A 24943-nucleotide genomic window follows, 5' to 3' on the forward strand; every position below is an offset into this window, starting at 1 on the left:
ATGACGATGGCATACAAGGGGGCGGCCGCGGCCGCCGGCGACGATGCGCGCAGAAAACGCACGCGGCGCGTGGTGATGGCGTCCGTCGCGGGCAACGCGATGGAATGGTATGACTTCTTCATCTACGGCACGGCGGCGGCGCTGGTGTTCGGCGAACTGTTCTTTCCCAAGGGCACCGACCCGCTGCTGGGCACCATGGGGGCGTTTGCCGGCTTTGCGGTCGGCTTCCTGGCGCGGCCGCTGGGCGGCGTGATCTTCGGCCATATCGGCGACCGCTACGGCCGCAAGCTGGCGCTGGAATGGACCCTGGGCTTGATGGGCGCCGCCACCTTCCTGATCGGGCTGTTGCCTACCTATGATCAGGTCGGCTTCTGGGCGCCGGTTGCCATGGTGGTGTTGCGCATCCTGCAAGGCGCGGCCGCGGGCGGCGAGTGGGGCGGGGGCGTGCTGCTGATCAGCGAGGCGGTCGGGGGCAAGCGCCGCGGCTACTTCTCGTCCTTCAGCCAATTGGGAGTGGCGGGCGGCTTCGTGCTGTCGTCGGGCGTCTTCATGCTGGCGCAGCAGCTGCCGCAGGAAGCCTTCATGAGCTGGGGCTGGCGCCTGCCGTTCCTCTTGAACGTGCTGATCTTCGGCGTGGGCCTCTACATCCGCAAGCACATCCCCGAAAGCGATGAATTCGTGCAGGCCGCCAAGACCGCCAAGCGCGGCATGCCGGCAGTCGAAGTGTTCCGCCGCTATCCGCGCCAGGTCTTTACCGCGATGGGATTGCGCGTGGCCGAGAACGGCGGGTCGTACATCTTCCTGGCGTTTGCGCTGGCCTACGGCAAATTCCTTGGCATACCCAACGACGTCATGCTGGGCGGCGTGCTGGTGTCGATGTTCATCGAGCTCGGCACGCTGGTCTGGTTCGGCCACCTGTCCGATCGCATCGGCCGGCGGACGGTGTACCTGATTGGTTCGGCCGGCCTGGTGCTGGTGGCATTCCCGTTCTTCTGGCTGGTGCAGACCAAGGAGCCGGTGTGGATATTCCTGGCCTTCTTCCTGGGCAACACGGTCTGCCATGCCGCGATGATCGGCACCCAGCCGGCGTATTTCGCCGAACTGTTTCCCGCAGAGGTCCGCTACACCGGATTGGCGCTGGGGCATGAACTGGCTTCTGTATTCGCCGGCGGTCTGTCGCCGCTGATCGCCATGGCGCTGCTGCGCAAATATGAATCGGCGACCCCGGTGGCGTGGTTCCTGGTGGGCATGGCCGCGGTCACCGTGATCACCTTGCTGCTGACGCGCGAACCCCCACGGCAGGAGTCGGCGTGAGCGCGGCGCGCGGCCCGGGCATCGTCGGCGTGGGCGAAACGCCTTCGCTGCGCCATCCCGGCCCGGGAACCAGCACGGCCGGCCTGATGGCCGAGGCGATCGCGCAGGCGCTGCGCGGCGCAGGGTTGAAGCCCGGCGATGTGGACGGCCTGGGCCTGGCTTCATTCACGCTGCGCCCAGACCGCGCGATCGATCTGGCGTGGCGCCTGGGACTGCGGCTGAACTGGTGCATGCAGGACGAAATGGGCGGCGCCAGCGCCATCAACCTGTTGCGCCAGGCCTGGCTCGCGTTGCAGGCCGGGCAGGCCGAGACGATCGTGCTGGTCGCGGGAGACCATTTCACGGGCGCCGATTTCGCAGGGCTGGTACGCGGCTACAACCGCAGCGCGCAGGACTATCTCAGTCCCCTGGGCTGCGAGGGGCCGAATCCCCTGTTCGCCATGCTCACGCAAAGGCAGATGGCGCGCGCCGGTCTTGCCCGCGAGGACTATGGCGCGCTATGCGTCGCGCAGCGGCTATGGGCAGCAGGCAACCCCAACGCCGCGTATCGCGATCCATTGAGCCTGGCGCAATACCTGGCCGCGCCCATGGTCGCGCCGCCGCTGGGACGCCTGGATTGCGTGCCGGTGGTCAGCGGGGCATGCGCGCTGGTGCTGAGCGCGCGTCCGGCGGGAATCAGCGTGCGGCTGCTGGCCAGCGATGCGCGCTACAACGATGACCAGCAGGAAGGCGACGGATTGCAGACCGGCATCGCGGCGTTCGCGCCAGCGCTCTGGCAGCGCGCTGGCCTGGGACCGGAAGACATGGATGTGCTCAGCGTGTACGACGACTATCCCGCCATGGCGCTGGCGCAGCTGTGCGATCTGGGCTTCGCCAGCATCGATGACCTGCCTGGCTTCATCGCACGCCGCCTGGCCACCCGGGACTTGCCGGTCAACACCGCAGGCGGCCAACTGTCCGCCGGGCAGGCGGGCACCGCCGGCGGCATGCATGGCCTGGTCGAAGTGGCGCGCCAATTGCTGGGGCAGGCAGGGGAACGGCAGGTGCGCGGCGCGCGTCACGGCGTGGCTACCGGCTACGGCATGGTGCAGCTGCGTTACGGGATGTGCGCCAATGCGGCCGTGCTGGCGCGGGAGGAAGCATGAGCGTCGACGTCAGCCAATGTTGCAGCTGCGGCCATCTGGTCTATCCCATGCGGCTGTGGTGCCCGGCTTGCGGCCATGGACAGGCGCGCGCGGCGGCGGTGGAACAGGCCGAGTTGCAGGCCTGGACCGAATTGCCGTCGCGGAACGGTGCGCCTGCCGCAGTCATCGCCACGGTCCGGGCGCTGCCCGCGGGACCGGTCCTGGTCGTGCGGCTGGAAGAACCGCCCGCCCATGCGGGCCAGCGCCTGTGGCTATTCGAACGCGATACGGACGGGCGGCCTTTGCCTTGGGCCCGCGTCGCGGCCGAACCGCAGATCTGAAGCGCCAACGCGTCAATCGCCGCTGGCCGGCGCCTGGATCGCCTCCAGGCGCTGGGCCAGCGAAGCCGCGGACAACTCGCCCACGCGCAGGTCCACCAGCCGTCCCTGGGCGTCCAGGAACAGCGTGGCGGGCAGGCCGCGGTTGCTCATCTGGCGCGAGGCCGCGCCTGAGGGATCGAGCAGCACGTTGCGCAGCGACGGCGCGTGCTGCGCCAGGAACGCCGTCACGTCCGGCGGCGCTTCGGCCTGGTTCAGGAAGACGAAATTCACATCGGGATGCGCCGCTTGCGCCGCGGTGAATGCGGGCATTTCGCGGCGGCAAGGCGGGCACCAGCTTGCCCATAGATTGATGACGGTAGGTTTGCCCTGGTAGGCCGCGAGCGCCGCGGGCGTGCCGTCCAGCTGACGCAAGGCGAGCGCGGACAGTTCGGGTAGGGCCTGCGGCGCGCGCGCCAGCCACCGCCCGCCGCCTATCCAGACCGCGCTGGCCAGCGCCAGCGCGCCCAGCAGCGCGGGCCGCGACGCCTGGCGGCGCAAGGCCGCGTACAGCGTGTAGAGCCATGCCGCGGCAAGCCCGGCCATACCGGCCCAGCCGCCATCGCGCACGTCCAGGATCCGGAGCGGATTCTCGATGAAGTGGGCCTGGAACTGCCAGACAAAGCCGAGCCGGGCGACGACCAGGCCGATGATGAGCGCGCGCCACAACACCGTACTGGTGTCGGGCCGGGACTCCTGCCCGCGGGTCAGCAGCCTGGCGGCCAGCAGTCCGATAGCGGCGGCAACGATGAGAACCAGCAGGTCCGAGGGAAAGACGAGGGGACCGATACGGATGGCGGGCGTCATGCGTGAATCTGGAACTGGCGCGGCGGGGATCAGGCTGCCTGCTGCAGCTTGGCCGGCGCCTGCGCGATGCGACGGGTGATTTCGGTGGCGGCGCGGCAGGTCAGGCCGGCGAGGTAGTCCTCGCGGAAGGCCGCGAAGGCGTCCTGCATGCCGATGAGCGTGATGCTGCCCAGCACATGGTTCTCTTCATCGAAGATCGGCGCGGCGATGCCGGTCTTGCCGGAATCCAGTTCCCCCGACGAGATGCAATAGCCGGCCTTGCGCACTTGCAGCATGGCCCGGGAAAAGGACTTCCAGTCCTGGCCCAGCCGCTGCATGTCGGGGGCATCGGCGTGTTCGTCGTAGACGCGGCGCAACTGGCGCGGCCCCAGATTGGCCAGGATCACGCGGGCGGTCGCGCTGCGCAAAAGCGGCATGTGCCGGCCGCGGCCGAAGTTCAGGGCCTGGGTATTGCGCCCGGCCTGCTGGTGCACGTTGATGACCTTGTCGTCGTAGCGCGCGCTGAGCAGCACGTCCAGGCCGGTCTGGCTGGATAGTTCCTCGATCAGGTCGCGGCTGACCGTCAGCATGGGGTCGTACTCCCGCATCTGCAGATCCAGCGCGATGATGCGCGGACCCAGCGCGTAGCCGGCTGGCAGGCGCACCAGCAGGCCGCAGGCGCACAGTTCGCGCACGTAGCGGTAGGCGGTGGCGGGCGCGTAGCCGCGCAGCTGGCAGATGGCATCGACGTCCAGGACCGGCCGGTCGGGCTGAAAGAGGTCCAGGACATCGAGCATGCGGCGAAGACTGTTCATGTGCGTGAGGTGTTGTAAGGCTGACGTGCTGCGAGGGTGCACCAAGGGGCGCGTATTGGCAAATCGTCCTGCCGCGCGCGCAGCGTGCACGCGCGTATAGGAGATCCGCGCAGAACTATCAAATAGATAATTCTAATAAATTATCCAGCATCAATCCGCCAAAAAAAATTGCACATTTATCAAATTACGATAAAGTAGCGAAAAAAGGAGGCGGTAATCATGACCGGAGCTAGTGCCTTGCTGGAGGCTCTGCGCAAGCAGGGCGTGGAAGTCTGTTTCGCCAATCCCGGCACGACCGAGCTGGACCTGGTGCGTGCGATGGAGGAGGTGCGCGGCATGCGCTGCGTGGTCGGCCTGCAGGAGAACGTCTGCACCGGCGCGGCCGACGGTTATGGCCGGCTGGCTGGAAAGCCGGCCGCGACCCTGCTGCATCTGGGGCCGGGCTTCGCCAATGGCATCGCCAATCTGCACAATGCGCGGCGCGCCCGCACCCCCATCGTCAACATCATCGGCGACCACGCCAGCTGGCACCTGGAATGCGACGCGCCCCTGACTTCGGACATCGAGTCGCTGGCGCGCCCAGTCTCCGGCTGGGTGGAGCGCATCGCGTCCGCCCAGGACGCCGCTGGCGCCGCCCGCGCCGCCGTGCAGGCCAGCCTGGCCGATGGCGGCCAGGGCGCGACGCTGATCTTTCCCGCCGACTTCCAGGCGGAAAGCGTGACGCCGGATTCCGCGGATGCTGCCGCCGAGGCCGCTGCGCAGCCGTCGACCTTCGACGCCGCCGCCGCATGGCAGCGCCTGAGCCGCGCGCAAAAGCCGCTGTTCCTGCTGGGCGGGGGCGGTCCCGCCAGCGGCCTGGGACGCCGCGCGCAGATTGCGGCCGCGCGCCTGTGCGCCGCCCTGGGCGGCAAGGCTTACGCCGAGACCTTTCCCGCCAGATCGGAACGCGGCCGGGACTTGCCGGACTTCGACCGCCTGCCGTATTTCCCGGAACCCGCTCGCGCTGCCCTGGACGCTGCCGACCTGGTGGTGCTGGTGGGGGCGCTGCCGCCCGTGACCTACTTCGGCTATGCCGGTCACCCCAGCCGGTTGGTGCCGGCGGAACGCCTGCTGGAACTGGCCGCTCCCGGCCAGGACGCGGCCTCGCGCCTGGAAGCGCTGGCCGAATTGGCGGGCGCGCCGGCCTTCGAATCCGCCGCCGCGCCGCTGCCCGAGCCTGCACCAGGCGCCTTGACGCCGCAATCCATTGCCGCAGTGGTGGCGCGGGCCTTGCCCGAAGACGCCATCGTTTCGGTCGAAGGCGGCACCTGCGGCTATCCGCTGTATGCCGCGTCCGCCGGCGCCGCGCCGCACACGGTGCTGACCAATACCGGCGGCGCCATCGGCCAGGGCTTGCCGGTCGCCATGGGCGCCGCCATCGCCTGCCCGCAGCGCCGAGTGGTGGCCGTGCTGTCCGACGGCAGCACCCAATACACGATCCAGGCATTGTGGTCGCTGGCGCATGAAAACCTGCCGGTCACGGTGCTGATCGCCGCCAACCACCAGTACGCCATCCTGCGCAACGAGCTGCGCCGCGGCAACGCCGTGCTGGGCGAACGCGCGGCCGAACTGACCGCGCTGGACCGCCCGCGCATCGACTGGGTGGGGCTGGCCTCCAGCTACGGGGTGCAGGCCAGCCGCGCCGCGACCTCGGAAGAATTGGCCACGCAGCTGGAATCGGCGCTGCGCCAGCCGGGCCCGGTCCTGATCGAGATGGCGCTGTAGGCGCCGCCATATATATAAGGAGCATCAAAGCATGGACTTGCAACTCAAGGGGAAAGTCGCGGTGGTCACGGGCGGCAGCCTGGGCATCGGGCGCGCGGTGACCGAAGCGCTGGCCGCCGAGGGCGTGCGTGTGGCCATCGTGGCGCGCCGCCAGGCGCAGCTGGACGAAGTGGCGGCTGAAATCACCCGGGCCACGGGCGTGGAAGTGCTGGGCGTGGCGGCCGACGTGTCGGACACCGCCCAGGTCAACGCGATGATGCAGCGCGTGGCCGAACACTTTGGCCGCATCGACATCCTGGTCAATGGCGCGGCCCATCCCGGCGGCCTGGTGCGCAGCGAGATCGACGAGGCCGATCCCGAAGGCCTGCTGGAAGACATCAACATCAAGGTGGTGGGCTACATGCGCTGCGCCAAGGCTGCGGCGCCGCACATGCGCCAGGGCGGCTTTGGCCGCATCGTCAACATCGGCGGCCTGACCGGGCGCGGCAGCAAGCAGCTTTCGGGCATGCGCAACGTGGCCATCTGCCACATGACCAAGACCCTGTCGGACCAGCTGGGTCCGCATGGCATCACGGTCAACGTGATCCATCCTGGCGTGGTCGAGACGCCCCACATCCATGAACTGTACGAAAAGGAAGCCGCCAAGCAGGGGCTGACCCCCGCCCAGGTCGAGGCCAACTATGCCAAGGCCACGCCCATACGCCGGGTGCTGCAGCCGGCGGAGATCGCCGACGCGGTGCTGTTCCTGGCATCGCCGCGGGCAGGGGCCATCACCGGCGAATCGCTGGGGGTGGATGGCGGCATCACGCGCGGCATCTTTCTTTGAACCGCTGAACCTCATTCGGGGAGTCTGGATATGCAAGGCACGATACTGGTCGGCACCGCCGGCCAAGGAATACTGCGCAGCGTGGACGATGGCGCCACCTGGCACCGCCTGGGGCTGAAGGAAGCCATCGAGTTCGACGGCACGGTGCGCAGCCTGGCCGTGGACCCGGCCGACCCGCGCCGCGTCTTTGCCGGGGCCGACGCCGGCATGTGTGTCAGCACCGACGGCGGCGCGCATTTCACGCGGGTGGACAGCCCCATGAACGGCATGACCGTCTGGGCCATGGCCATCGATCCCACGGATCCGCGGCGCATGTACGCGGGCACCGGCGCGCCGTCGCGCGCAGCGATGTTCCGTTCGGTGGACGGCGGCGCCAGCTGGCAGCGCCTGTCGCCCGAACTGCCGGAGTTCTGCCGCGGCGTGAACCGCCCGCGCATCCTGTCGGTATGCGTGGATCCGGACGACGGCCGCGAGGTCTGGTTCGGCGTCGAAGAAGGGGGCTTGTGGCGCAGCCGCGACGGCGGCGATACCTGGTCGCGCGAGGACGATGAAGGCAATGCCGATGCCATCGCCAACCCCGACATCCATTGCGTAGCTGTCCTGCCGGCCACGGCCGCCGCGCCCAAGACCGCCATGGTGCTGACGGTGAACTCCGTCTATCTCAGCGAGGACGACGCCCGGCGCTGGAATGGCGTGGCTTCCAAGTCGCGCTTTGACGGCATGTACTACACCCGCACGGTGCAGGCGCTGCCGGACGATCCCGACACGCTGCTGCTGGCCATCGGCGACGGCACGCCAGGCACGCGCAGCAGGATCTACCGTTCGTCCGACCGCGGCCGCAACTGGCAGCCGGCGCTGCTGCACACGCCGCCAAATTCCACCTTCTGGGCCTTCGGCGTGCACGCAGCCGACCCGCGGCTGGCGTTCGCCGGCACCAAGTACGGCCATCTGTTCCGCTCCACCGACGGCGGCCGCAGCTGGTTCAAGGAATGGCGCGATTTCAGCGAAATCACCGCCGTGGCCTGGACGCCGTACGCCGCGCCCGTGACCGCGCACCCCCAGTCCATCAACTGACAACCCGCCCGAGACCGCCATGTCCACCAACACCACGCTTGCGCCGGCAGACCGCCGGCCGCGCATCGCGCGCACCCACCTGGCCCTGTTCGTGCGCGACCCGTTCGCGTCGGCGCCCTGGTACGAATCCGTGCTCGGCATGCAGGAGACCGCGCGCGGCGAGCAATGGGTGTTCCTGTCCTTTGGGCGCAAGCACCACGACATCGCCCTGATCCGCGCGGCCGAAGGCGAGCCCGCCCGCGGCCCCGTCAACATGCAGCACTACGGGCTGGAGATCGAGGGCGACGTGGACGAGCTGCGCCGCCTCTACGGCATGTTGCTGGCCAAGGGCGTGGACGTCGTGAAAATCACCGATCACAAAGTCGGCTACGGGCTGTACTTCACCGACCCCGACGGCCACCGCTTCGAGTTCTTCTGCGAAACCGTGCACGGCGACGAAGAGGGCAAGCAGGTCCTGCACGACCACAACGCGCCCAGCGTCCCCATGACGCTGGACCCGCTTTGACCGCCCGCACGGCGCACTCCTTCCTGATCCCACATTTTCTGGAGCATCCATGAGCAGCACCAACTTCGGTCCCTACCGCATCCGCAAGTGGTATTTGCAGATCGACGACACCCTCACTACTGAAACCGGCGAACCGGCCGACGGCGAGCCGTTGCGCAAGATCGTCATCGCGGCCGCGCTGAACAACCCCTATGCCGGGCGCTTCGAACGCGACCTGTCGGGCTATGTCGAACCCTCGGGCATGCTGGGCGAGGAGTTCGGCCGGCGCATCATCGCCGCGGCCGGCGGCCAGCCGCTGGAAAGCTACGGCAAGGCCTGCGTGGTGGGCACGGACGGCGAGTACGAGCACGGCAACGCGTTGTTGACCACCATCTTCGCCGAACCCGTGCGCGCGGCGCTCGGCGGCGGCAAGGCCTGGGTGCCTTCCACCGGCAAGCGCGGCGGTCCCGGCACCGTCATCGACATTCCGCTTGCCCACAAGGACGCGCTCTATGTCCGTTCGCACTACGACAGCGTGACCGCGCTGTTCGGCGACGCGCCCAACCGCGACGAAGTGCTGATCGCCTTCGCGTTTGCCACGCGCGGGCGCCTGCATGCGCGGCTGGGCGGCATCCCCGCCAGCGAAATCCAGGGCAAAGACGGACTCTGCTGAAAGGAAGCCGATATGCAACGCCGCGACACCGCTATCGCCGTCAACGGCATGACTTTGCACCTGACCGAGTGGGGCCCCCAGGCGGGGCGTCCGCTATTCATGCTGCACGGCATCCGCGGCTATGCCGAGACCTTCGCCGGCATCGCGCAGGCGTTGCAGCCGGATTTCCGCGTCCTGGCCTATGACCAGCGCGGCCGCGGCGCCAGCAGTTGGGATCCGCAGCGCAACTACTACACCGACGCCTACGTGGATGACCTGGCGGGCGTGGCCGACGCGCTGGGCCTGGACCGCTTCGATCTGCTCGGCCATTCGATGGGCGGCATCGCCGCCATCGTCTTTGCCGCCCGCCATCCGCAGCGCGTGCGGCGCCTGATCGTCGAGGATGCCGGACCCGCCGCTTTCGAAGGCAGCGCGGGCGCGGCGCGCATCCAGCGCGAATTGCGCGAAACGCCCGAGTTCTTTCCCGACATCGCCGCGGCCCGCGAGTACCTGCGCGCGCTGCGGCCCAGCGTGACCGAAGCCGCCCGCGAGGAACGGCTGCGCCACATGTTGAAGGAAGACGGAGCAGGCGGCTGGACCTGGCGCCACGACCATGCGGGCATCGCCGCGACCCGGCTGGACCCCGATCCGGCGCGCGTGGTGGACCTGTGGCCGCAGGTCCAGGCGCTGGGCTGTCCGACCCTGGTCGTGCGCGGCGGGCGTTCGGACTACCTGCAGGCCCAGACCGCCCGCGACATGGCGGCGCGCAATCCGAACGTGGAATGGGTCGAGATAGAAGGCGCCGGCCATTACATCCATGACGATCAGCCGGCCGCCTTCGAGCAGGCCGTCGGCGGGTTCCTGCGGCGCGCCTGAGGTGTCTGAGCGCAACCCGTCAGGCAAAAGACAAGAATCCAAGGGAGAGCCGAGATGGCGCATATCGTAGAAGTGCCGGTGCTGGTGGTGGGCGCCGGGCCGGTCGGCGTGACGCTGGCCAATCTGCTGGGCAGTTATGGCGTGGAAACGCTGGTGCTGGAACGCAACCAGGACGTGCTGGACTATCCGCGCGCGGTGGGCCTGGACGACGAAGCCATGCGTACCTTTCAGAGCGCGGGCCTGGCCGATGAAATGCTGCGCGACATGATCCAGAACGTGCCCATGCGCATGTACACGCGGACCAAGCGCTGCTTTGCCGAGATCCTGCCGGCCACGCGCGAGTTCGGCTGGTATCGCCGCAATCTGTTTTCGCAGCCGCTGGGCGAACGCACCCTGCGCGCCGGTCTGCGGCGCTTTCCCCATGTGACGCTGGAACTGGGCAGCGAGCTGCTGTCGCTGGCGCAGGACGAGCGCGGCGTCACGGTGCGGGTGCGCGATGCCGAGGGCGCCGAGCGCGAGATCCGCACGCAATACCTGCTGGCCGCCGACGGCGGGCGCAGCACAGTGCGCGAACGCCTTCTGCAATTGCCCTTCGACGGCAATACGCATCCGCGCAAATGGGTGGTCATCGAATGCGACCAGGACCCGCTGGACGCCCCTTATACCGCGCTGCATTGCGAGCCGCGCCGCCCCTATGTCTGCCTGCGCCTGCCTTACGGCCTGCGGCGCTGGGAGTTCATGCTGTTTCCGGGCGAGGACGGCGAGCAGATGCTGCAGCCGGAAAAGGTGCAGGAACTGCTGCGCCATCACGTGGCCGACCCGGCCAGGTTGAACGTCATCCGCGCCCGCGTCTATACCCACAATTCCCGCGTGGCGCGTACTTTCGTCTCGGGCCGCGTCTGTCTGGCGGGCGACGCCGCGCACCTGACCCCGCCCTGGATCGGCCAGGGCCTGAACGCCGGTCTGCGCGACGCTTTCAACCTGGCCTGGAAGGTGGCCTGGATCGTGCAGGGCCGCCTGGACCCGGCCGCCTTGCAGAGCTACCACGACGAACGCCACAGCCATGCCCGCGCCATGATTTCGCTGGCCGACATGTTCGGCGCCATGCTGTCGCAGACCAACCCGGTACTGGCGGCGCTGCGCGACACGTTCTTCCTGTCGATCCGGAATATTCCGAAGATCCGCGACTATGTGCTGCAAATGAAGTTCAAACCCATGCCGCGCTATAGCCGCGGCGTGGTGGGCGACAGCGCCGACAAGACGCAGCGCGAGTGCATCGGCCGCATGTTCATCCAGCCGCTGGTGGAAGGCGAGAACGGCGCCACGCTACGCCTGGACGAAGCGCTGGGCGCGGGCTTCGCGCTGATAGGCTGGCGCCGCGATCCGCGCGCAGGGCTGCCGCCGGCCCTGCGGGCGCAGCTGGACAAGCTGGGCTGCCGCTACGTGGCGGCGCAGCGCGCGCGCAGCGGCTGCGATCCCGACGAACTGCAAGCCGGCGCCTTGCCCGTGTTGCAGGACACGGAGAACGCGCTGCATTTCTGGTTCCAGCGCACCCGCGCGGACTGGGTGCTGGTGCGGCCGGACCGCTACGTCGCGGCGCTGGGCCGCAGCGCGGACGCGGCCGACGCCCTGGGTCGCTTCGCCGCCCGCTTCGTACCCGGGGCAACCCAGATGGCCGCGCAGCCGGCAGGCAAGCCGTCTCACGCGCCCGGGGCGATCCTGAACGGAGCGCAGCCATGAACGCACCGGTCCAGCCCGCGGGCAACCCGGTCCGCAACGTGCTGTTCATCATGTGCGACCAACTGCGCGCGGATCACCTTTCCTGTTATGGCGGAGCCGGCGCCTTGCGCACGCCCCACATCGACCGGCTGGCAAGCATGGGCGTTCAGTACGACCGCGCCTACGTGACGTCCGCGGTCTGCGGCCCGTCGCGCGCGTCCTACTACACCGGCCGCTATCCGCTGTCGCACCGCGTCACCTGGAACCGGGTGCCGCATCCGGTGGACGAATGGTGCCTGGGCGAATACCTGGCCCAGGCCGGACTGCCGCTGCACCTGCTGGGCAAGACGCACTTCGTGCCCGACCGCGCCGGATTGCGGGGCAAAGGCTATGCGGCCGAGGACGAGCAACGTTTCCTGCAAGGCGGCTTCGTGCCGATCGAGCGTTACGACGGCCATTTCGAACTGGCCAAGGACAGCCCATACCGCCGCTACCTGCGCGAACGCGGCTACGACAGCGAACGCCCCTGGGAAGACTACGTGGTGGGCAGCCAGGCGGCCGACGGCAGCATCGCCAGCGGCTGGCTGATGCGCAACGCGCCGCTGCCCGCCCGCGTGGACGCGGCGGATTCCGAGACGGCCTATCTCACGGACCGCGCACTGGACTTCATGCAGGGGCAGGGCGACAAGCCCTGGGCGCTGCATCTTTCCTACATCAAGCCGCACTGGCCGTACAAGGCGCCGGCGCCATACCACGCCATGTACGGCGCGGAAGACTGCGCGGCGCCCGTGCGCTCGCAGGCGGAGCGGGAACGCCCCCATCCTGTGCATGGCGCCTACCAGCGGCTGGAAGAGTCGCAGTCCTTCGCCCGCGACGAAGTCTGGCGCAGCGTACGGCCGGTCTACATGGGGCTGGTCAAGCAGATCGACGACCAGATCGGTCGGGTGCTGGACTTCCTGGAGCGCAGCGGCCGGCTCAAGGACACGCTGATCCTCTTCACCTCGGACCACGGCGACCACCTGGGCGACCACTGGCTGGGCGAAAAGGAATACTTCTACGACAGCGCGATGCGCGTGCCTTGCCTGGTCTATGACCCGGCGCCGGCCGCCGACGCGACCCGCGGCAGCCGCAGCGACGCATTCGTCGAATGCATAGACGTCGTCCCCACGGTGCTGGAGGCGCTGGCGCTGCCGGGGCAAGAACACCGCATCGAGGGCCGCTCGCTGCTGCCGGGGATCCGCGGCGTGTCGGAGTCTGCGCCGTCCGCGCGCGAGTACGTGGTGGGCAGCCTGGACTACGCCTACCGCGAGGCGCGCCTGTTCCTGGGACGCGGCGAGCGCGAGTGCACCGGCCTGATGGTGCGCGACGAGCGCTACAAGTACCTGCATTGGCAGGGCTATCCCGCGCAATTGTTCGACCTGCGCGACGACCCGGGCGAGCTGCATGACCTGGGCGCCGATCCGGGCATGGCGCCGGTGGCGGCACGGATGCGTTCGGCGCTGCTGGACTGGCATGAAGGCCTCAAGCGCCGCGCCACCGAGACCGACGAGGAAGTACGCGAGCGCACGCATGCGCACGAACGGATGATGGGCATTCTGATCGGCCGCTGGTGAAGCGGACCGGTCCTGATCTGGATTTCCAGCCGCCCGGGTCCGTCCTGGCCCGGAGCGGCAACTCAGTCGCCGGACTATTCCGGGAAACGACATATACAAGGGGAAGTACCATGGGATCGCCGTACCGTTGTTGTTTGCAACCCGTCCTGTGGGCCGCGCTGGCGCTAGTGCCGGCCGGCCAGGCCGCGGCCCAGTCCTGGCCGTCGGACACCGTGAAGATCGTGGTGCCGTATCCGCCCGGCACCGAACCCGACGTGCTGGCGCGCGACCTGGGCAACCGCCTCTTCAAAGAGAGCGGCAAGACCGTGGTGGTGGAAAACCGCCCCGGCGCCAACGCCATCATCGGCAGCGATTACGTCGCCAAGGCGGCGGGTGACGGCAATACCTTGCTGATGGTCGACCGCCTGGCGCTCGAGACCAATCCCTTCCTGTACGCCAAGGTGCCGTACCGGTGGCAGGAGGATTTCAAGCCGGTCACCGACCTGGGCCAGGTGCAGCTGTACGTGGCGGTCAGCAATGCCTTTCCGGCCAAGACCTACAAGGAATTCATCGACTACGCCCGGGCCAATCCGCAACGCATCAACGTCGGCACCGGCGGCCAGGGCCACGTGAACCATCTGGGCATGGCCATGCTGGCCAGCGCCGAAGGCGTGCAGTTCACCTATGTGCCGTTCAAGGGCGTGGCGCCGGCCATGACCGCGACCATGGCTGGCGACGTGGACAGCGTCATGGCTGGCGGCCTGGCGGTGTCGGAACAGTACAAGGCCGGCAAGATCCGCGTGCTGGTCGCCGGCGCTTCGCAGCGGGCGGCGATGATGCCCGACGTGCCGACGCTGCAGGAGGCGGGCGGCAAGGCCGGCAGCATCCCGTCCACGGTCTTTACCCTGTTCGCTCCCGGCAAGACGCCGGACGAGCTGGTGGCGCGGATCAACCAGGCGGTGACGGCGGTCACGGCGGATCCGGCGTTTCGCCAGACCTACGAAGCGCGTGGCCTGCTGGTGCGCGGCTCCACGCCCCAGGCCACGCTGGCTGCCATGAAGGAAGAGGCCGGCCGCTATGAAACCCTGATCAAGTCCGCGGGCATCAAGCCGGATTGAGCACGCGTCCCGGCGCCGCCGCGGGTGGCGTCCGGGGACGTGGAAACGCCGGGGCCGGCGCTATAGCGCCGCCAACAGCCGTTCCAGGAATGCATCGCACTCGGCGAGTTGCGCGCGCGAGATGAATTCGTCGGGCTTGTGGGCTTGCGTGATGGATCCCGGACCGCACACCACCACGGGGACGTCCAGGTGCCGGGTGAACAGCCCGCCCTCGGTGCCGAAAGCCACCTTGGTCTTGCCGGTCCCGGCGGGCAGCAGGGATTCCACGAAACGCACGGCCTCGCTGGCCGGATGCGTGTCCAGCCCCGGATAGGCGTTGATCTGCTCTATCCGGATATCCGCGGCGGGCGCACGCAGGCGCGCCTGATCGCGGATGTCCTCGGCCGCCTGGCGCAAGGGCGCAAGCAGCGCGTCGGGATCGTCCTGGGCCAGATGCCGGATCTCGAAGTCGACCGCGCATTCGTTGGGCACGATGTTCAAGGCGCGTCCGCCGTGGATGCAGCCCGCGTGGACGGTTGCATAGGGCACCTCATAGGCCGGGTCGCGCGCGCCATGGGCTTGCAGCTCGTCCTGCAGGGCGCGCATGGCGCCGACCATGTCGCACGCCAGATGGATGGCGTTCAGCGCCCGCGGCGCCAGCGCGGAATGGCCTTCGAGTCCCTGGCAGACGGCGCGCAAGGCCATCTTGCCCTTATGGCCGGTGGCGATCTGCATGGAGGTCGGTTCGCCCACGATGCACAGCGCGGGCCGGGTGGGCGCCATTTCCATGACGTCCAGCAGCCGGCGCACGCCGACGCAGCCGATCTCCTCGTCGTAGGACAGCGCCAGTTGCAGCGGCCGCCGCAATGGACGCTTGCTGGCCAGCAGCATCGCGTTGACGGCACAGGCCACGAAGCCCTTCATGTCCGCTGCGCCGCGGCCATACAACAGCCCGTCGCGCTCGGTCAGCGCGAAGGGCGGCACGGTCCAGGCCTGTCCGGCGGCGGGCACCACGTCGGTATGTCCCGACAGCAGCACGCCCGGAACAGCGGCGGGGCCGACGGACGCGTGCAGGTTGGCGCGGGTGCCGTCGTCGCTGCGCACCAGCGTGCAGGCAATGCGGTGCGCCGCCAGCAGCTCGCGCACGGCCTCGATCAGCGCCAGGTTGGGCGTGAGGGTCACCGTGTCGAAGGCGATCAGGCGCGCCAGCAGCGCCTCGGAAGCGGTAGGCATGGCGTTGCCGCCTCAGCCCGGAATGACCGCGGTCACGTCGATTTCCACCAGCCATTCGGGCCGGGCCAGGGCCGAGACCACGATACCGGTGGAGACGGGGAACACGCCCTTGAGCCAGCGGCCAACCACGTTGTAGACCTCTTCGCGGTAGCGCACGTCGACCAGATAGACGGTGAGCTTGCATATGTGCGAGAGTTCGCTGCCGCATTCCTGCAGCAGCATGGCGACGTTGGCCATGGCTTTTTCGGCCTGGGCGGCGACGTCGCCGACGCCCACCGATTCCCGGGTGTCCAGGTCCTGGCCGATCTGGCCGCGCAGGAACACGGTGTTGCCGGCGATCACGGCTTGGCACAGGTCGTTGTCCAGGCGTTGTTCGGGATAGGTTTGGCGAGTATTGAATTTGCGGATGCGGGTGTGGGCCATATTGAGTCCTGATGCGGTCGGATGGATCTGGCGGCTATCCGGCCGTCAGTGGGGAAGGATCTTGGAAAGAAAACGGCGCGCCTGGGGGCTGGCCGCGTCGCGGAAGAAGCTGTCCGTGGGGCAGTCCTCGATGATGGCGCCGTCTTCCATGAAGACCACGCGATTGGCCACGCGGCGCGCAAAGCCCATCTCATGGGTGACGACCATCATGGTCATGCCTTCCTCGGCCAGCTCCACCATCACGTCCAGCACTTCATTGACCATCTCGGGGTCCAGCGCGGAGGTCGGTTCGTCAAACAGCATGGCCATCGGATCCATCGAGAGCGCGCGGGCGATGGCTACGCGCTGCTGCTGGCCGCCGGACAGCTGGCCCGGATGCTTGCCGGCATGGGCGGACAGGCCCACGCGTTCCAGCAGCGCGCCGGCCTTGGCGCGGGCCGAGCCGATATCCCGCCCCAGCACGATCTGCTGCGCCAGGGTCAGGTTGCGCATGATGTCCAGGTGCGGAAACAGCTCGAAGTGCTGGAACACCATGCCGACCTTGGTGCGCAGCTTGGGCAGGTCGGTGGCGCCCGTCACCGAGGCGCCGTCGATCAGGATGTCGCCTGCCTGGATCGGTTCGAGCGCGTTGACGGTCTTGATGAGGGTGGATTTGCCGGAGCCGGACGGCCCGCAGACCACCACGATCTCGCCCCGGTTCACGCGCGTCGAGCATTGCTTGAGCACCTGGTGGCTGCCGTAGAACTTGTCCACGCCGCGGATTTCGATGATGGGGGCGGGCGCGTTCATTTGTCGTAATGCCCTGCGCGGATGGACGCGCCGATGAGATTGAGGATCAGCCGGCCTGCCGTGATGCAGGAAATCTGGTTCAGGTCCTTTTCGGGCTGGATTTCGACGATGTCCATGCCCACCACGCGGCCCTTGCGCACCAGGCCGTGGATCAGCTTGCGGGCCTGGACGAAGGTGACGCCGCCCGGGGCCGGGCCGGCGACCGCCGGCATGGTGGCGGGATCCATGCCGTCGGCGTCGATGGTCAGGTAGTAATTGCCGCCGTCCGGAATGCGCTCGAGCACCGCGTCCATGCCGATGTCATGCAGTTCGTAGGCGGTGACCAGTTCGGCGCCATAGGCGCGCGCCGCTTCCAGCTCTTCGGGGCGGCCGCTGCCCTGGGCGCGCAGGCCGATCTGGATGATGCGGTCCACGTGCGCCATTTCGGAGGCGCGCCGGATAGGGCTGGACAACCCGTCGCGCACGCCGTTGACGTCGTCGCGCCAGTCCAGGTGGGCGTCGATGTGCACCAGCGTGATCGGACCCTGCTGGTCCAGGCCGCGCAGGACGGGCGTGGTGATGCCGTGGTCGCCGCCCAGCACGATGGGCACGGCGCCCGCGGCGGCGATGCGCCGCACCGCGGCCTCGGCGCGTTCATAGTGTTCGCCGCGGGGCTTGGACAGGTCGGGGATGATGTCGCCGCAATCCACGAAGCGGATGTCGTCGCGGCCTTGCAGCAGCGGCCCGTCGATGTCGAAATCGTAGTGCCCTGGGCGGCGCACCACGCGGTCGGTCGCCTGGCGGATCGCCGTGGGCGCATTGGTCTGGTCGTTGCTGAAGTCCGCGGCCGAATAGGGCGAGCCGTAGGGCATGCCCAGCACGGCGACATCGGCCTGCAGGTTTTCCAGGTCCAGCGCCAGCGTGGAGTACAGCAGGGTGGGGTGGCCGGTGCGGGGAGGGACCGTATAGGTGCTCATGTTCTCGTTTCCTTGATGGTGGGAGGATCAGGCCTGGCGCGTCTTGCGGCGGACCAGGGTTTCCAGGCGGCGGCCCGTGCCGGCCATCAGCACGCTGCACACCCAGTAGATGAGGGCGGTGGTGCCCAGCACTTCCAGGTAGGCGAAGGTGTTGGCCGTGAGCAGATTGCTCTGGTAAGTCATTTCCGGCAGGCTCATCACCGAGAAGATCGCCGAGTCCTTGAACATCATGATGACCAGGCTGGTGGTGGGCGGGATGAGAAAGCCGAACAGCTGGGGCACGACGATGTGGCGCTGCGTCTGCCAGTAGGTCATGCCCAGCGACAGGGCGGCGCTGGTCTGGCCGCGCGGCACGCTCTTCAACGCGGCGCGCAGCACCTCGCAGAAGTAGCCGCCGGTGTAGAAGGCGGTGCAGCCGATGGCGACCGACATCGCCGAGGCCGGCACCCCCAGCTTGGGCAGGCCGAAGAACGACAGGTACACGAGGATCAGGTACGGGATGTTGCGCACCAGTTCGACGTAGGCCAGGGCCACTGGCCGCAGCAGGCTGCGCGACTGCGCGGCATAGGCCGCGATCGTGCCGATCAGGATGCCCAGCGGAATCCCGATGAGACTGACCAGGGCGGTGATCCGCAGGCCCTTGAGCAGGACCGGGACGGACTGCCCGACGATGGAGAGATCAATGGGCATTGGGCAGCATCCTGGACACGCGGCGCTCGCACAGGCGCGAGGCGGCCGACAGGCAGAAAAGAATGATGAAGTACACCGCGGCCGTCACGGTGAACACCTGCAGCGGCAGGTCGCTTTGCAGCGTGGCGTTGCGCGCCACGGTGGCCAGCTCCGGAACGGCGATGATGGACATCAGCGACGAGGCCTTCAGCAGTATGGTGAGTTCGCTGGTCAGGGGCGGGATGGCGCGGTAGAACACCTGCGGCAGCAGCACGTGGCGCCAGATCTGCCGGCTGCGCATGCCCAGCGCGCGCGCGGCCGCCACCTGGCCGGGCGACAGCGTGCCCAGCGCCCCGCGCAGGATCTCGACGATGTAGGCGCTGGTGTTACAGGCCAGCGCGCCGATCCCGGCCGCCAGCGGCGACACGGAGATGCCCAGCAGGGGCGGCACCACGTAGTAGGCGATCAGCATATGGATGAGCGCGGGCGTGCCGCGTATGGCGCTGACCCAGAACATGACCAGCCCGCGCAAGGGCGCGTAGGGGGACAGGCGCGCCAGCAGCAGCGCGACCCCCAGGCAGATGCCGATGGCGAACGCCGCCACCGATGCCGCCAGGGTGATCGCCGTGCCCGAGACGACGCCGTGCAGGAACGGCGCCAGGGCGCCGTTCTGATTCAACCAATCCAGCATGGGAGGTCCGCCTAGATCGCGCCGTCAGGCAGGTAGTTGGCGCGCGGCGTGTCCATGGGGGCGCCGAACCACTTCTTCTGCAGCTCCAGCAGTTGGTTGCTGGCGCGTAGTTCGTCGAAGGTGTCGTTGATGAACTGGCGGATCTCCAGGTCCTTGGGGTTGGCGACCCATGCCAGCAGCTTGGCCTGGCCGATCTCGCCGGCGATGCGGAACGCTCCCGGCTGCTTGCGCATCTGCACGGCCGCGATGTTCGAGGGCATCAGCGCCACGTCCACGGTCTTGTTGACCAAGGCGTTGGAGACGTCCGGGTAGGCCTGGAACAGCTTGGTGTCGGCATAGCCCTTGCCGTTCTTTTCCTTCAGCCGCTTTTCGAATTCTTCGGCCACCGGCTGGGAAGACGAGCCCATCTGGGTCCCGATGATCTTGCCGGCGATATCCATGTCCTGCTTGATGGACGCATCGTCCACCCGCACCATCAGCACCGAACGCACCACGCCCACGGGCTGGGTGAAGGCGAAGCGGCGGGCGCGTTCGGGGGTGATGCCCACGCTGGTCGCGACAAAATCGAACTTGCGCGACATCAGGCCCGGCAACAGACCCTGGAACGGCAGGTTCATCTGTTCCAGCTGCACGCCGAGCTTGGCCGCCATCAGCTGGAGCACGTCGTGCCCATAGCCCACGACCTTGCCGTTCTCGACGAATTCGAACGGTTCGTAGGCGGCTTCTGTGCCCACGGTCAGCTTGCCGCGCTTCTTGATGTCGGCCAGCGATCCGCCCTCGGCGTAGGACAGCGAGGGCAGGGCCAGCGCGGCCCCGGCTGCGAGCGTAGTCGCGACAAAACGCCTTCTGGACAGGTTCTGCATGATTTTTCCCTTGTATGTCGTCATGGTTCCGGCACTGGGCCGGCGGATATCCCTTGCGGAATGTGCCGGGGTCTGCGCCCCTGGACGCCAGTGCTGGACCCACTGTATCTGCCGGGTTGGGTTGTGAAAAATGATTTTTTTAGTGGTATGGTTTCGAAAACCGATACCTTTTCAGAGCCGCCGCCTTGTCCCGTCCCGAGTTCACCGAACGCGACCTGCGTTCCCTGCGGATCTTCTGCGCCGTGGCCCAGGCCAACGGCTTCGCGGCGGCGGAAAAACAGCTGCATATGTCCAAGGCGTCCATCAGCCGGCACGTGCGCGAGGTCGAGGAAACCCTGGGCGTGCGGCTGTGCGACCGCGGCCCCTCGGGCTTTGAACTCACGCAAGCTGGCAAGGTCGCCCTGGAGCTGGCCCGCGATGCCCTGAAATCGCTGGAGCGGATCCGTCCCGAAATCGACGCGGTGCGCGGCGTGCTGTCGGGCACCCTGTCCATCGGCATGGTCGAGCACGTCATCACCGACGCCGACTGCCATATCCCGGAAGCCCTGGCGGCCATGCGCGTCGAGGCGCCCGACGTCAAGGTCGAACTCACCGTCATGACCTTCAACGAGCTGGACCAGGCGCTGCGCGAGCGGCGGGTGCAGGTCGCCATCCGCGGCATGTACCGGCGGGAAAGCGGCTTCAACTATCAGCGGCTGTTCATCGAGCGCCACCAGATCTTCGTGGCGCGCGGCAGCGTGCGCCAGGCCCGCGACCTGCCGCTGGTCTACCGTTCGCACCCATTCGTGCACGACGCGCTGGGCATTTACGGCTTTGCCCGCGGGCCGGAGGCCACCGGGCTGGAGGCCATCGCCATGCTGGTGTCGTCCGGTCACTGCGTGGGCCTGCTACCCGCCCACTACGCAGATTCGGTCTCGCGCCGCCACGCCCTGACCCGCCTGCCGGGCGGACCCACCTACGAAAACACCCTCTGCGCGATCACCGAGGTGTCGCGCCCGGGCTCGCGCGCCGTGGAGCTGTTCCTGCGCCTACTGGAGCGTTTCCACCCGGCGCAATAGCGCACGCCAGCCCGGGTCCGCGCCCGCGGTCGCGGGGGAGGCTAAAATACCGGCTCGCGGCTTTTTGACTGGCCATTCCGGCATTCTTCATTCTTGCGCCCGGCGCATCCATAACGATGAAAAAACTGACAGCTGTACTCCTCGCTTCCGCAACCGCGCTGCTGACCGCTTGCGGTCCCAGCGACAATGCGCCCGCCGCCAGCGCGCAGGCGCCTGCCGCCGCCAAGAAGGTCGTGGTTGGCCTGGATGACAACTTCCCGCCGATGGGTTTCCGCGATTCGAACAACCAGATCGTCGGTTTTGACATCGACATGGCCAAGGAAGCCAGCAAGCGCCTGGGCCTGGAAGTGGAGTTCAAGCCCATCGACTGGAGCGCCAAGGAAGCCGAACTCAACGGCAAGCGCGTCGACGTGCTGTGGAACGGCCTGACCATCACCGAAGAGCGCAAGAAGAACATCAGCTTCACCGCGCCCTACATGGCCAACCACCAGATCATCATCGTCGGCAACGCCTCGCCCGTGAAGCTCAAGGCTGACCTGGCGGGCAAGGTCGTGGGCGCCCAGGACGGCAGCAGCGCCACCGACGCCATCGCCAAGGACCCAGTCGCCGCCCAGATCAAGGAAGTCAAGAAGTTCGGCGACAACGTCACCGCGCTGATGGACCTGGCCGCCGGCCGCCTGGACGCCATCGTGGTGGACGAAGTGGTGGGCCGCTACCTGATCAGCAAGCGCGCCGGCGAGTACCGCGTCCTGGACGAGAACTTCGGCACCGAAGACTACGGCGTCGGCGTGCGCAAGGACGACACCGAGCTGCTGGGCAAGCTGGACAAGACCCTGGATTCGATGAAGCAGGACGGCACCGCCGGCCGCATCGCCACCCAGTGGTTCGGCGCCAACATCATCAAGTAAGGGGCGGGCGGCGTCCGCGGCCATTGGGCCCGGGCGTCCCGGCCTGTATTTCGCAGCCCGCCGCGGCGCCATGCGCCAGGCGGGCTTACTCATGAAACGATCTTGCCCTGGCGTCCGCGGACGCTGACGGCGTGAACCCAAGCATGGACTACGTACTCTCCCTATTGGGGCCACTGGCGCAAGGCGCGAAAGTCACCTTGACGCTGTTTTTCATCACGCTGGCGCTGGCCGTCCCGCTGGGCCTGGTGCTGGCGCTGGTGCGGATTTCCAAATGGCGGCTGGCCAGCAGCCTGGTCAACGGCTACATCTGGCTCATGCGCGGCACGCCGCTGATGCTGCAGATGCTGTTCATCTACTTCGCGCTGCCGTTCGTGCCTGTGATCGGCATCCGTCTGCCGGACTTTCCCGCCGCCGTGGTGGCCTTCGCGCTGAACTACGCGGCCTATTTCGCCGAGATCTTCCGCGCCGGCATCCAGTCGGTGGACCGCGGCCAGTACGAGGGCAGCAAGGTCCTGGGCATGACTTATCTGCAGACCCTGCGCCGCATCGTGCTGCCGCAGATGGTGCAGCGGGTGCTGCCGCCCATGAGCAACGAGACCATCACGCTGGTCAAGGACACCTCGCTCATCTACGTACTGGCGCTCAACGACATCCTGCGCACCGCGCGCGGCATCGTGCAGCGCGACTTCACGACCACGCCGTTCCTGGTTGCCGCCGCCTTCTATCTCATCATGACGCTGATCCTGACGTGGTTCTTCCAGCACATGGAAAAGCGCTATGCCAAATATGACCAGTAATTCTCCGTCCGCGCGTCCCGTCATGATCGAGGCCCGCGAAATCATCAAGTCGTTCGGCTCCAACCGCGTGCTGGACCGGGTGTCGCTGACCCTGGGCCAGGGCGAAGTGGTGGCGGTGATCGGACCGTCCGGCTCCGGCAAGAGCACCTTCCTGCGCTGCCTGAACCACCTGGAAACCATCGACGAGGGCAGCATCGAGGTCGAAGGCGAGGCCATGGCCCGGGCCGTGCCGGGCGGACGCAGCCAGTACGCCAGCGACGCCGACGTGCGCCGTATCTGCCGCAAGATGGGCATGGTGTTCCAGTCGTTCAACCTGTTCCCGCACATGACCGTGCTGCAGAACATCATCGAGGCGCCCATCACCGTCAAGGGGATGAGCCGCACCCAGATCGTTCCCAAGGCGGAAGAGCTGCTGCGCAAGGTCGGCCTGCTGAACAAGCGCGACAACTATCCGACGCGCCTGTCCGGCGGCCAGAAGCAGCGCGTGGCGATCGCCCGCGCGCTGGCCATGGAGCCGGACATCATGTTGTTCGACGAGCCCACCTCGGCGCTGGACCCGGAACTGACCGGCGAAGTGCTGCGCACCATGAAGCAGCTGGCCGACGAACGCATGACCATGCTGGTCGTCACTCATGAAATGGGCTTTGCGCGCGAAGTCGCGCACCGGGTCATCTTCATGGACGAAGGCCGCATCATCGAGGAAGCGCCTTCGGCGGATTTCTTCCGCGCCCCGCAAGAGGCGCGCAGCCGCGAGTTCCTGGCGCATATGCTCTGAGGCGTCTGCGTTGCAGGACAAGGCCCGCTCAGGCGGGCTTTTTCATTTCTCAGCGGTGCTTGTCATTGCCGGGAGGTGCCCAGGGAAGAGCAGACCGTCTCTGCGATGAGCGCAAAGGGCAGCTTCTGGGCGCTGCGCGGGAGCTGGGCGGAACGGAAGCCGTCGGCCAGCCAGTCCTCCACGGTATGTTCCGGCCGCTCTTGCGGGGAGGCCGCCGCCACCGTCTTGGGTACGGAGATGGCAAGCAACAAGGACTCCTTTTTCGCGTAGTACCTGGCGGTGGAGGAAAAGCCTTCTGGTCCGTAGTCGGTGATGCTGCCGCCGATCCACAACTCGATGTCGATGGTCCGCAGGCCGGCGACCTCCAGGTCGGCCAGCGCGGACTTCAGCCTGGGCCGCAGCAGGACGATTCCCGCGAGCCAGGCCACGCCGGCCTCGGGGCCGCCCATTTTTCCACTCAAGGAAACTTCCATTGACACTCCTGAAAAGCTAGCGCGCGCGCCGGGGTACGACCATGGGGCTGCCAGTCTCGGGGTCTGGCATGACGCGGCAATCCAGATCGTAGACTAGGCGCATCATGTCCTCGGTCACGACCGAAGCGGCATCGCCGTGCGCCGCGATGCGCCCATCGCGCATCATCACGATCCTTTCGGCGTAGCGCAAGGCCAGGTTGAGGTCGTGCAGCACCACCACCAAGGTGCGCCCGGTGCGGTGCAGCCGGCCGCACAGCTCCAGCAGGTCCAGCTGATGGCGGATGTCGAGGAACGTGGTGGGTTCGTCTAGCAGCATGATGTCGGGTTCCTGGGCTAGCACCAACGCCAGCCAGACGCGTTGGCGCTGGCCGCCGGAAAGCGTGTGCACAGGCTCTGCCGCAAGGCCGTCCAGATCGGTCGCCGCCAGGGCGGCGTCGACGGCGCTGGCGTCCGCCGTCGACCATTGCCGCAACAGGGACTGATGCGGATAGCGGCCGCGGGCGACCAGGTCGCGCACGGTGACCATCTCGGGCGCAACCGGGTTCTGCGGCAAGTAGGCCAAGCGGCGCGCCACCGCTTTTCGGCGCAAGCTGGCGAGGTCGGCGCCGTCGAGCAGGGCATGGCCATGGCTGGGACGCAGGGCGCCGCCCAACACGCGCAAGAGCGTGGATTTGCCGCAGCCGTTGGGGCCCAGGATCACGGTGAACGAGGCCGGCGCAATGTCCAGCGTCAAGCCGTCCAGCACGCGGCGGGCGCCGTAGGACAGGCTGACGTCCCGGAGCTGGAGGACGGGCGTGGGCATTGCGGA

27 protein-coding genes are annotated in these 24943 nt (G+C 67.8%); 16 read left to right on the forward strand and 11 right to left on the reverse strand.

From position 1 onward, the window contains the following. The 3 genes from IB258_RS02430 to IB258_RS02440 are packed head-to-tail and all read left to right on the forward strand — an operon-like array spanning position 1 to position 2779. Positions 1–1314: an MFS transporter gene (locus tag IB258_RS02430; RefSeq protein ID WP_192352073.1), complete on the forward strand. Its 1314-nt coding sequence runs from the start codon at positions 1–3 to the stop codon at positions 1312–1314. Then, positions 1311–2459, forward strand: a complete 1149-nt coding sequence (locus tag IB258_RS02435; protein ID WP_192352074.1) for a thiolase family protein — start codon at positions 1311–1313, stop codon at positions 2457–2459. The genes IB258_RS02430 and IB258_RS02435 overlap by 4 nt, the downstream gene beginning before the upstream one ends. Next, the gene (locus tag IB258_RS02440; protein WP_192352075.1) at positions 2456–2779 is read left to right on the forward strand and encodes a hypothetical protein; all 324 of its coding nucleotides are present in this window, start codon (positions 2456–2458) and stop codon (positions 2777–2779) included. Before IB258_RS02435 ends, IB258_RS02440 begins: the two co-directional genes overlap by 4 nt. A gap of 12 nt (positions 2780–2791) precedes the next feature. Here the strand turns inward: IB258_RS02440 and IB258_RS02445 are convergent, their stop codons facing one another. Then, a complete protein-coding gene (locus IB258_RS02445; protein WP_192352076.1) occupies positions 2792–3622 on the reverse strand; it encodes a prolipoprotein diacylglyceryl transferase family protein in 831 nt (276 codons plus the stop codon). Between the two features lie 29 nt (positions 3623–3651). Then, on the reverse strand, positions 3652–4416 hold the full coding sequence (locus tag IB258_RS02450) for an IclR family transcriptional regulator (protein WP_054454586.1): 765 nt from the start codon (positions 4414–4416) through the stop codon (positions 3652–3654). 219 nt (positions 4417–4635) lie between these two features. Here IB258_RS02450 and IB258_RS02455 point away from each other — a divergent pair, with 219 nt between their 5' ends. The 9 genes from IB258_RS02455 to IB258_RS02495 all read left to right on the forward strand — a co-directional run bounded on the left by IB258_RS02455 (position 4636) and on the right by IB258_RS02495 (position 14521). Next, on the forward strand, positions 4636–6180 hold the full coding sequence (locus IB258_RS02455; RefSeq protein ID WP_192352077.1) for an acetolactate synthase large subunit: 1545 nt from the start codon (positions 4636–4638) through the stop codon (positions 6178–6180). 31 nt (positions 6181–6211) lie between these two features. Beyond that, positions 6212–7006, forward strand: a complete 795-nt coding sequence (locus tag IB258_RS02460) for an SDR family NAD(P)-dependent oxidoreductase (RefSeq protein ID WP_054454582.1) — start codon at positions 6212–6214, stop codon at positions 7004–7006. Positions 7007–7036: 30 nt separating this feature from the next. Further along, complete coding sequence (locus IB258_RS02465; protein ID WP_054454580.1) at positions 7037–8080, forward strand: glycosyl hydrolase; 1044 nt, start codon at positions 7037–7039, stop codon at positions 8078–8080. A 19-nt stretch (positions 8081–8099) separates the two neighbouring features. Then, a complete protein-coding gene (locus tag IB258_RS02470; RefSeq protein ID WP_054454578.1) occupies positions 8100–8585 on the forward strand; it encodes a VOC family protein in 486 nt (161 codons plus the stop codon). Between the two features lie 49 nt (positions 8586–8634). After that, complete coding sequence (locus IB258_RS02475; protein WP_192352078.1) at positions 8635–9237, forward strand: amino acid synthesis family protein; 603 nt, start codon at positions 8635–8637, stop codon at positions 9235–9237. A gap of 12 nt (positions 9238–9249) precedes the next feature. Next, positions 9250–10092, forward strand: coding sequence for an alpha/beta fold hydrolase (locus IB258_RS02480; protein WP_054454573.1), 843 nt, complete (start codon positions 9250–9252; stop codon positions 10090–10092). Between the two features lie 54 nt (positions 10093–10146). Beyond that, on the forward strand, positions 10147–11832 hold the full coding sequence (locus IB258_RS02485) for a bifunctional 3-(3-hydroxy-phenyl)propionate/3-hydroxycinnamic acid hydroxylase (RefSeq protein ID WP_192352079.1): 1686 nt from the start codon (positions 10147–10149) through the stop codon (positions 11830–11832). Beyond that, positions 11829–13424, forward strand: coding sequence for a sulfatase-like hydrolase/transferase (locus tag IB258_RS02490; protein WP_192327730.1), 1596 nt, complete (start codon positions 11829–11831; stop codon positions 13422–13424). Before IB258_RS02485 ends, IB258_RS02490 begins: the two co-directional genes overlap by 4 nt. Before the next feature lie 134 nt (positions 13425–13558). Next, positions 13559–14521, forward strand: a complete 963-nt coding sequence (locus IB258_RS02495; protein WP_225590244.1) for a tripartite tricarboxylate transporter substrate binding protein — start codon at positions 13559–13561, stop codon at positions 14519–14521. 60 nt (positions 14522–14581) lie between these two features. Here the strand turns inward: IB258_RS02495 and argE are convergent, their stop codons facing one another. From argE to IB258_RS02530, 7 genes are read right to left on the reverse strand one after another with little or no spacing between them, the layout of a single operon-like run. Continuing rightward, on the reverse strand, positions 14582–15733 hold the full coding sequence (gene argE, locus IB258_RS02500) for an acetylornithine deacetylase (RefSeq protein ID WP_192352080.1): 1152 nt from the start codon (positions 15731–15733) through the stop codon (positions 14582–14584). A gap of 12 nt (positions 15734–15745) precedes the next feature. Then, positions 15746–16156: a RidA family protein gene (locus IB258_RS02505; protein WP_119451512.1), complete on the reverse strand. Its 411-nt coding sequence runs from the start codon at positions 16154–16156 to the stop codon at positions 15746–15748. A 45-nt stretch (positions 16157–16201) separates the two neighbouring features. After that, the gene (locus tag IB258_RS02510) at positions 16202–16927 is read right to left on the reverse strand and encodes an amino acid ABC transporter ATP-binding protein (protein WP_054454887.1); all 726 of its coding nucleotides are present in this window, start codon (positions 16925–16927) and stop codon (positions 16202–16204) included. Between the two features lie 14 nt (positions 16928–16941). After that, positions 16942–17901 carry an agmatinase gene (locus tag IB258_RS02515; RefSeq protein WP_054454560.1) on the reverse strand — a complete coding sequence of 320 codons (960 nt, stop codon included), beginning with the start codon at positions 17899–17901 and terminating at the stop codon, positions 16942–16944. A gap of 27 nt (positions 17902–17928) precedes the next feature. Continuing rightward, positions 17929–18591 (reverse strand): amino acid ABC transporter permease, encoded by a 663-nt coding sequence (locus tag IB258_RS02520; RefSeq protein ID WP_088140317.1) that lies wholly within the window; start codon positions 18589–18591, stop codon positions 17929–17931. Continuing rightward, complete coding sequence (locus tag IB258_RS02525) at positions 18581–19261, reverse strand: amino acid ABC transporter permease (protein ID WP_054454554.1); 681 nt, start codon at positions 19259–19261, stop codon at positions 18581–18583. Before IB258_RS02525 ends, IB258_RS02520 begins: the two co-directional genes overlap by 11 nt. 11 nt (positions 19262–19272) lie before the next feature. Continuing rightward, complete coding sequence (locus IB258_RS02530) at positions 19273–20124, reverse strand: transporter substrate-binding domain-containing protein (RefSeq protein WP_192352081.1); 852 nt, start codon at positions 20122–20124, stop codon at positions 19273–19275. A gap of 185 nt (positions 20125–20309) precedes the next feature. Between IB258_RS02530 and IB258_RS02535 the strand changes: the two genes are divergently transcribed. From IB258_RS02535 to IB258_RS02550, 4 genes are all read left to right on the forward strand, one after another. Next, positions 20310–21182: a LysR family transcriptional regulator gene (locus IB258_RS02535; protein WP_192352082.1), complete on the forward strand. Its 873-nt coding sequence runs from the start codon at positions 20310–20312 to the stop codon at positions 21180–21182. Positions 21183–21298: 116 nt separating this feature from the next. After that, positions 21299–22090, forward strand: coding sequence for an amino acid ABC transporter substrate-binding protein (locus IB258_RS02540; RefSeq protein ID WP_054454547.1), 792 nt, complete (start codon positions 21299–21301; stop codon positions 22088–22090). Between the two features lie 143 nt (positions 22091–22233). Continuing rightward, entirely contained in the window at positions 22234–22887 is a 654-nt protein-coding gene (locus tag IB258_RS02545) for an amino acid ABC transporter permease (RefSeq protein WP_054454544.1), read from the forward strand. Positions 22888–22909: 22 nt separating this feature from the next. Beyond that, a complete protein-coding gene (locus IB258_RS02550; RefSeq protein WP_175181067.1) occupies positions 22910–23662 on the forward strand; it encodes an amino acid ABC transporter ATP-binding protein in 753 nt (250 codons plus the stop codon). Between the two features lie 62 nt (positions 23663–23724). On the opposite strand, the gene IB258_RS02555 is transcribed toward IB258_RS02550, so the two are convergent. Together IB258_RS02555 and IB258_RS02560 are read right to left on the reverse strand one after the other, a co-directional pair. Then, complete coding sequence (locus IB258_RS02555) at positions 23725–24135, reverse strand: hypothetical protein (RefSeq protein ID WP_156337383.1); 411 nt, start codon at positions 24133–24135, stop codon at positions 23725–23727. Positions 24136–24151: 16 nt separating this feature from the next. Continuing rightward, the gene (locus IB258_RS02560; protein ID WP_225590245.1) at positions 24152–24937 is read right to left on the reverse strand and encodes an ABC transporter ATP-binding protein; all 786 of its coding nucleotides are present in this window, start codon (positions 24935–24937) and stop codon (positions 24152–24154) included. Between the last annotated feature and the right edge of the window lie 6 nt (positions 24938–24943).

The organism is Achromobacter sp. ACM02 (assembly GCF_014851605.1).
Taxonomy (GTDB): Bacteria; Pseudomonadota; Gammaproteobacteria; order Burkholderiales; family Burkholderiaceae_B; genus Achromobacter; species Achromobacter aegrifaciens.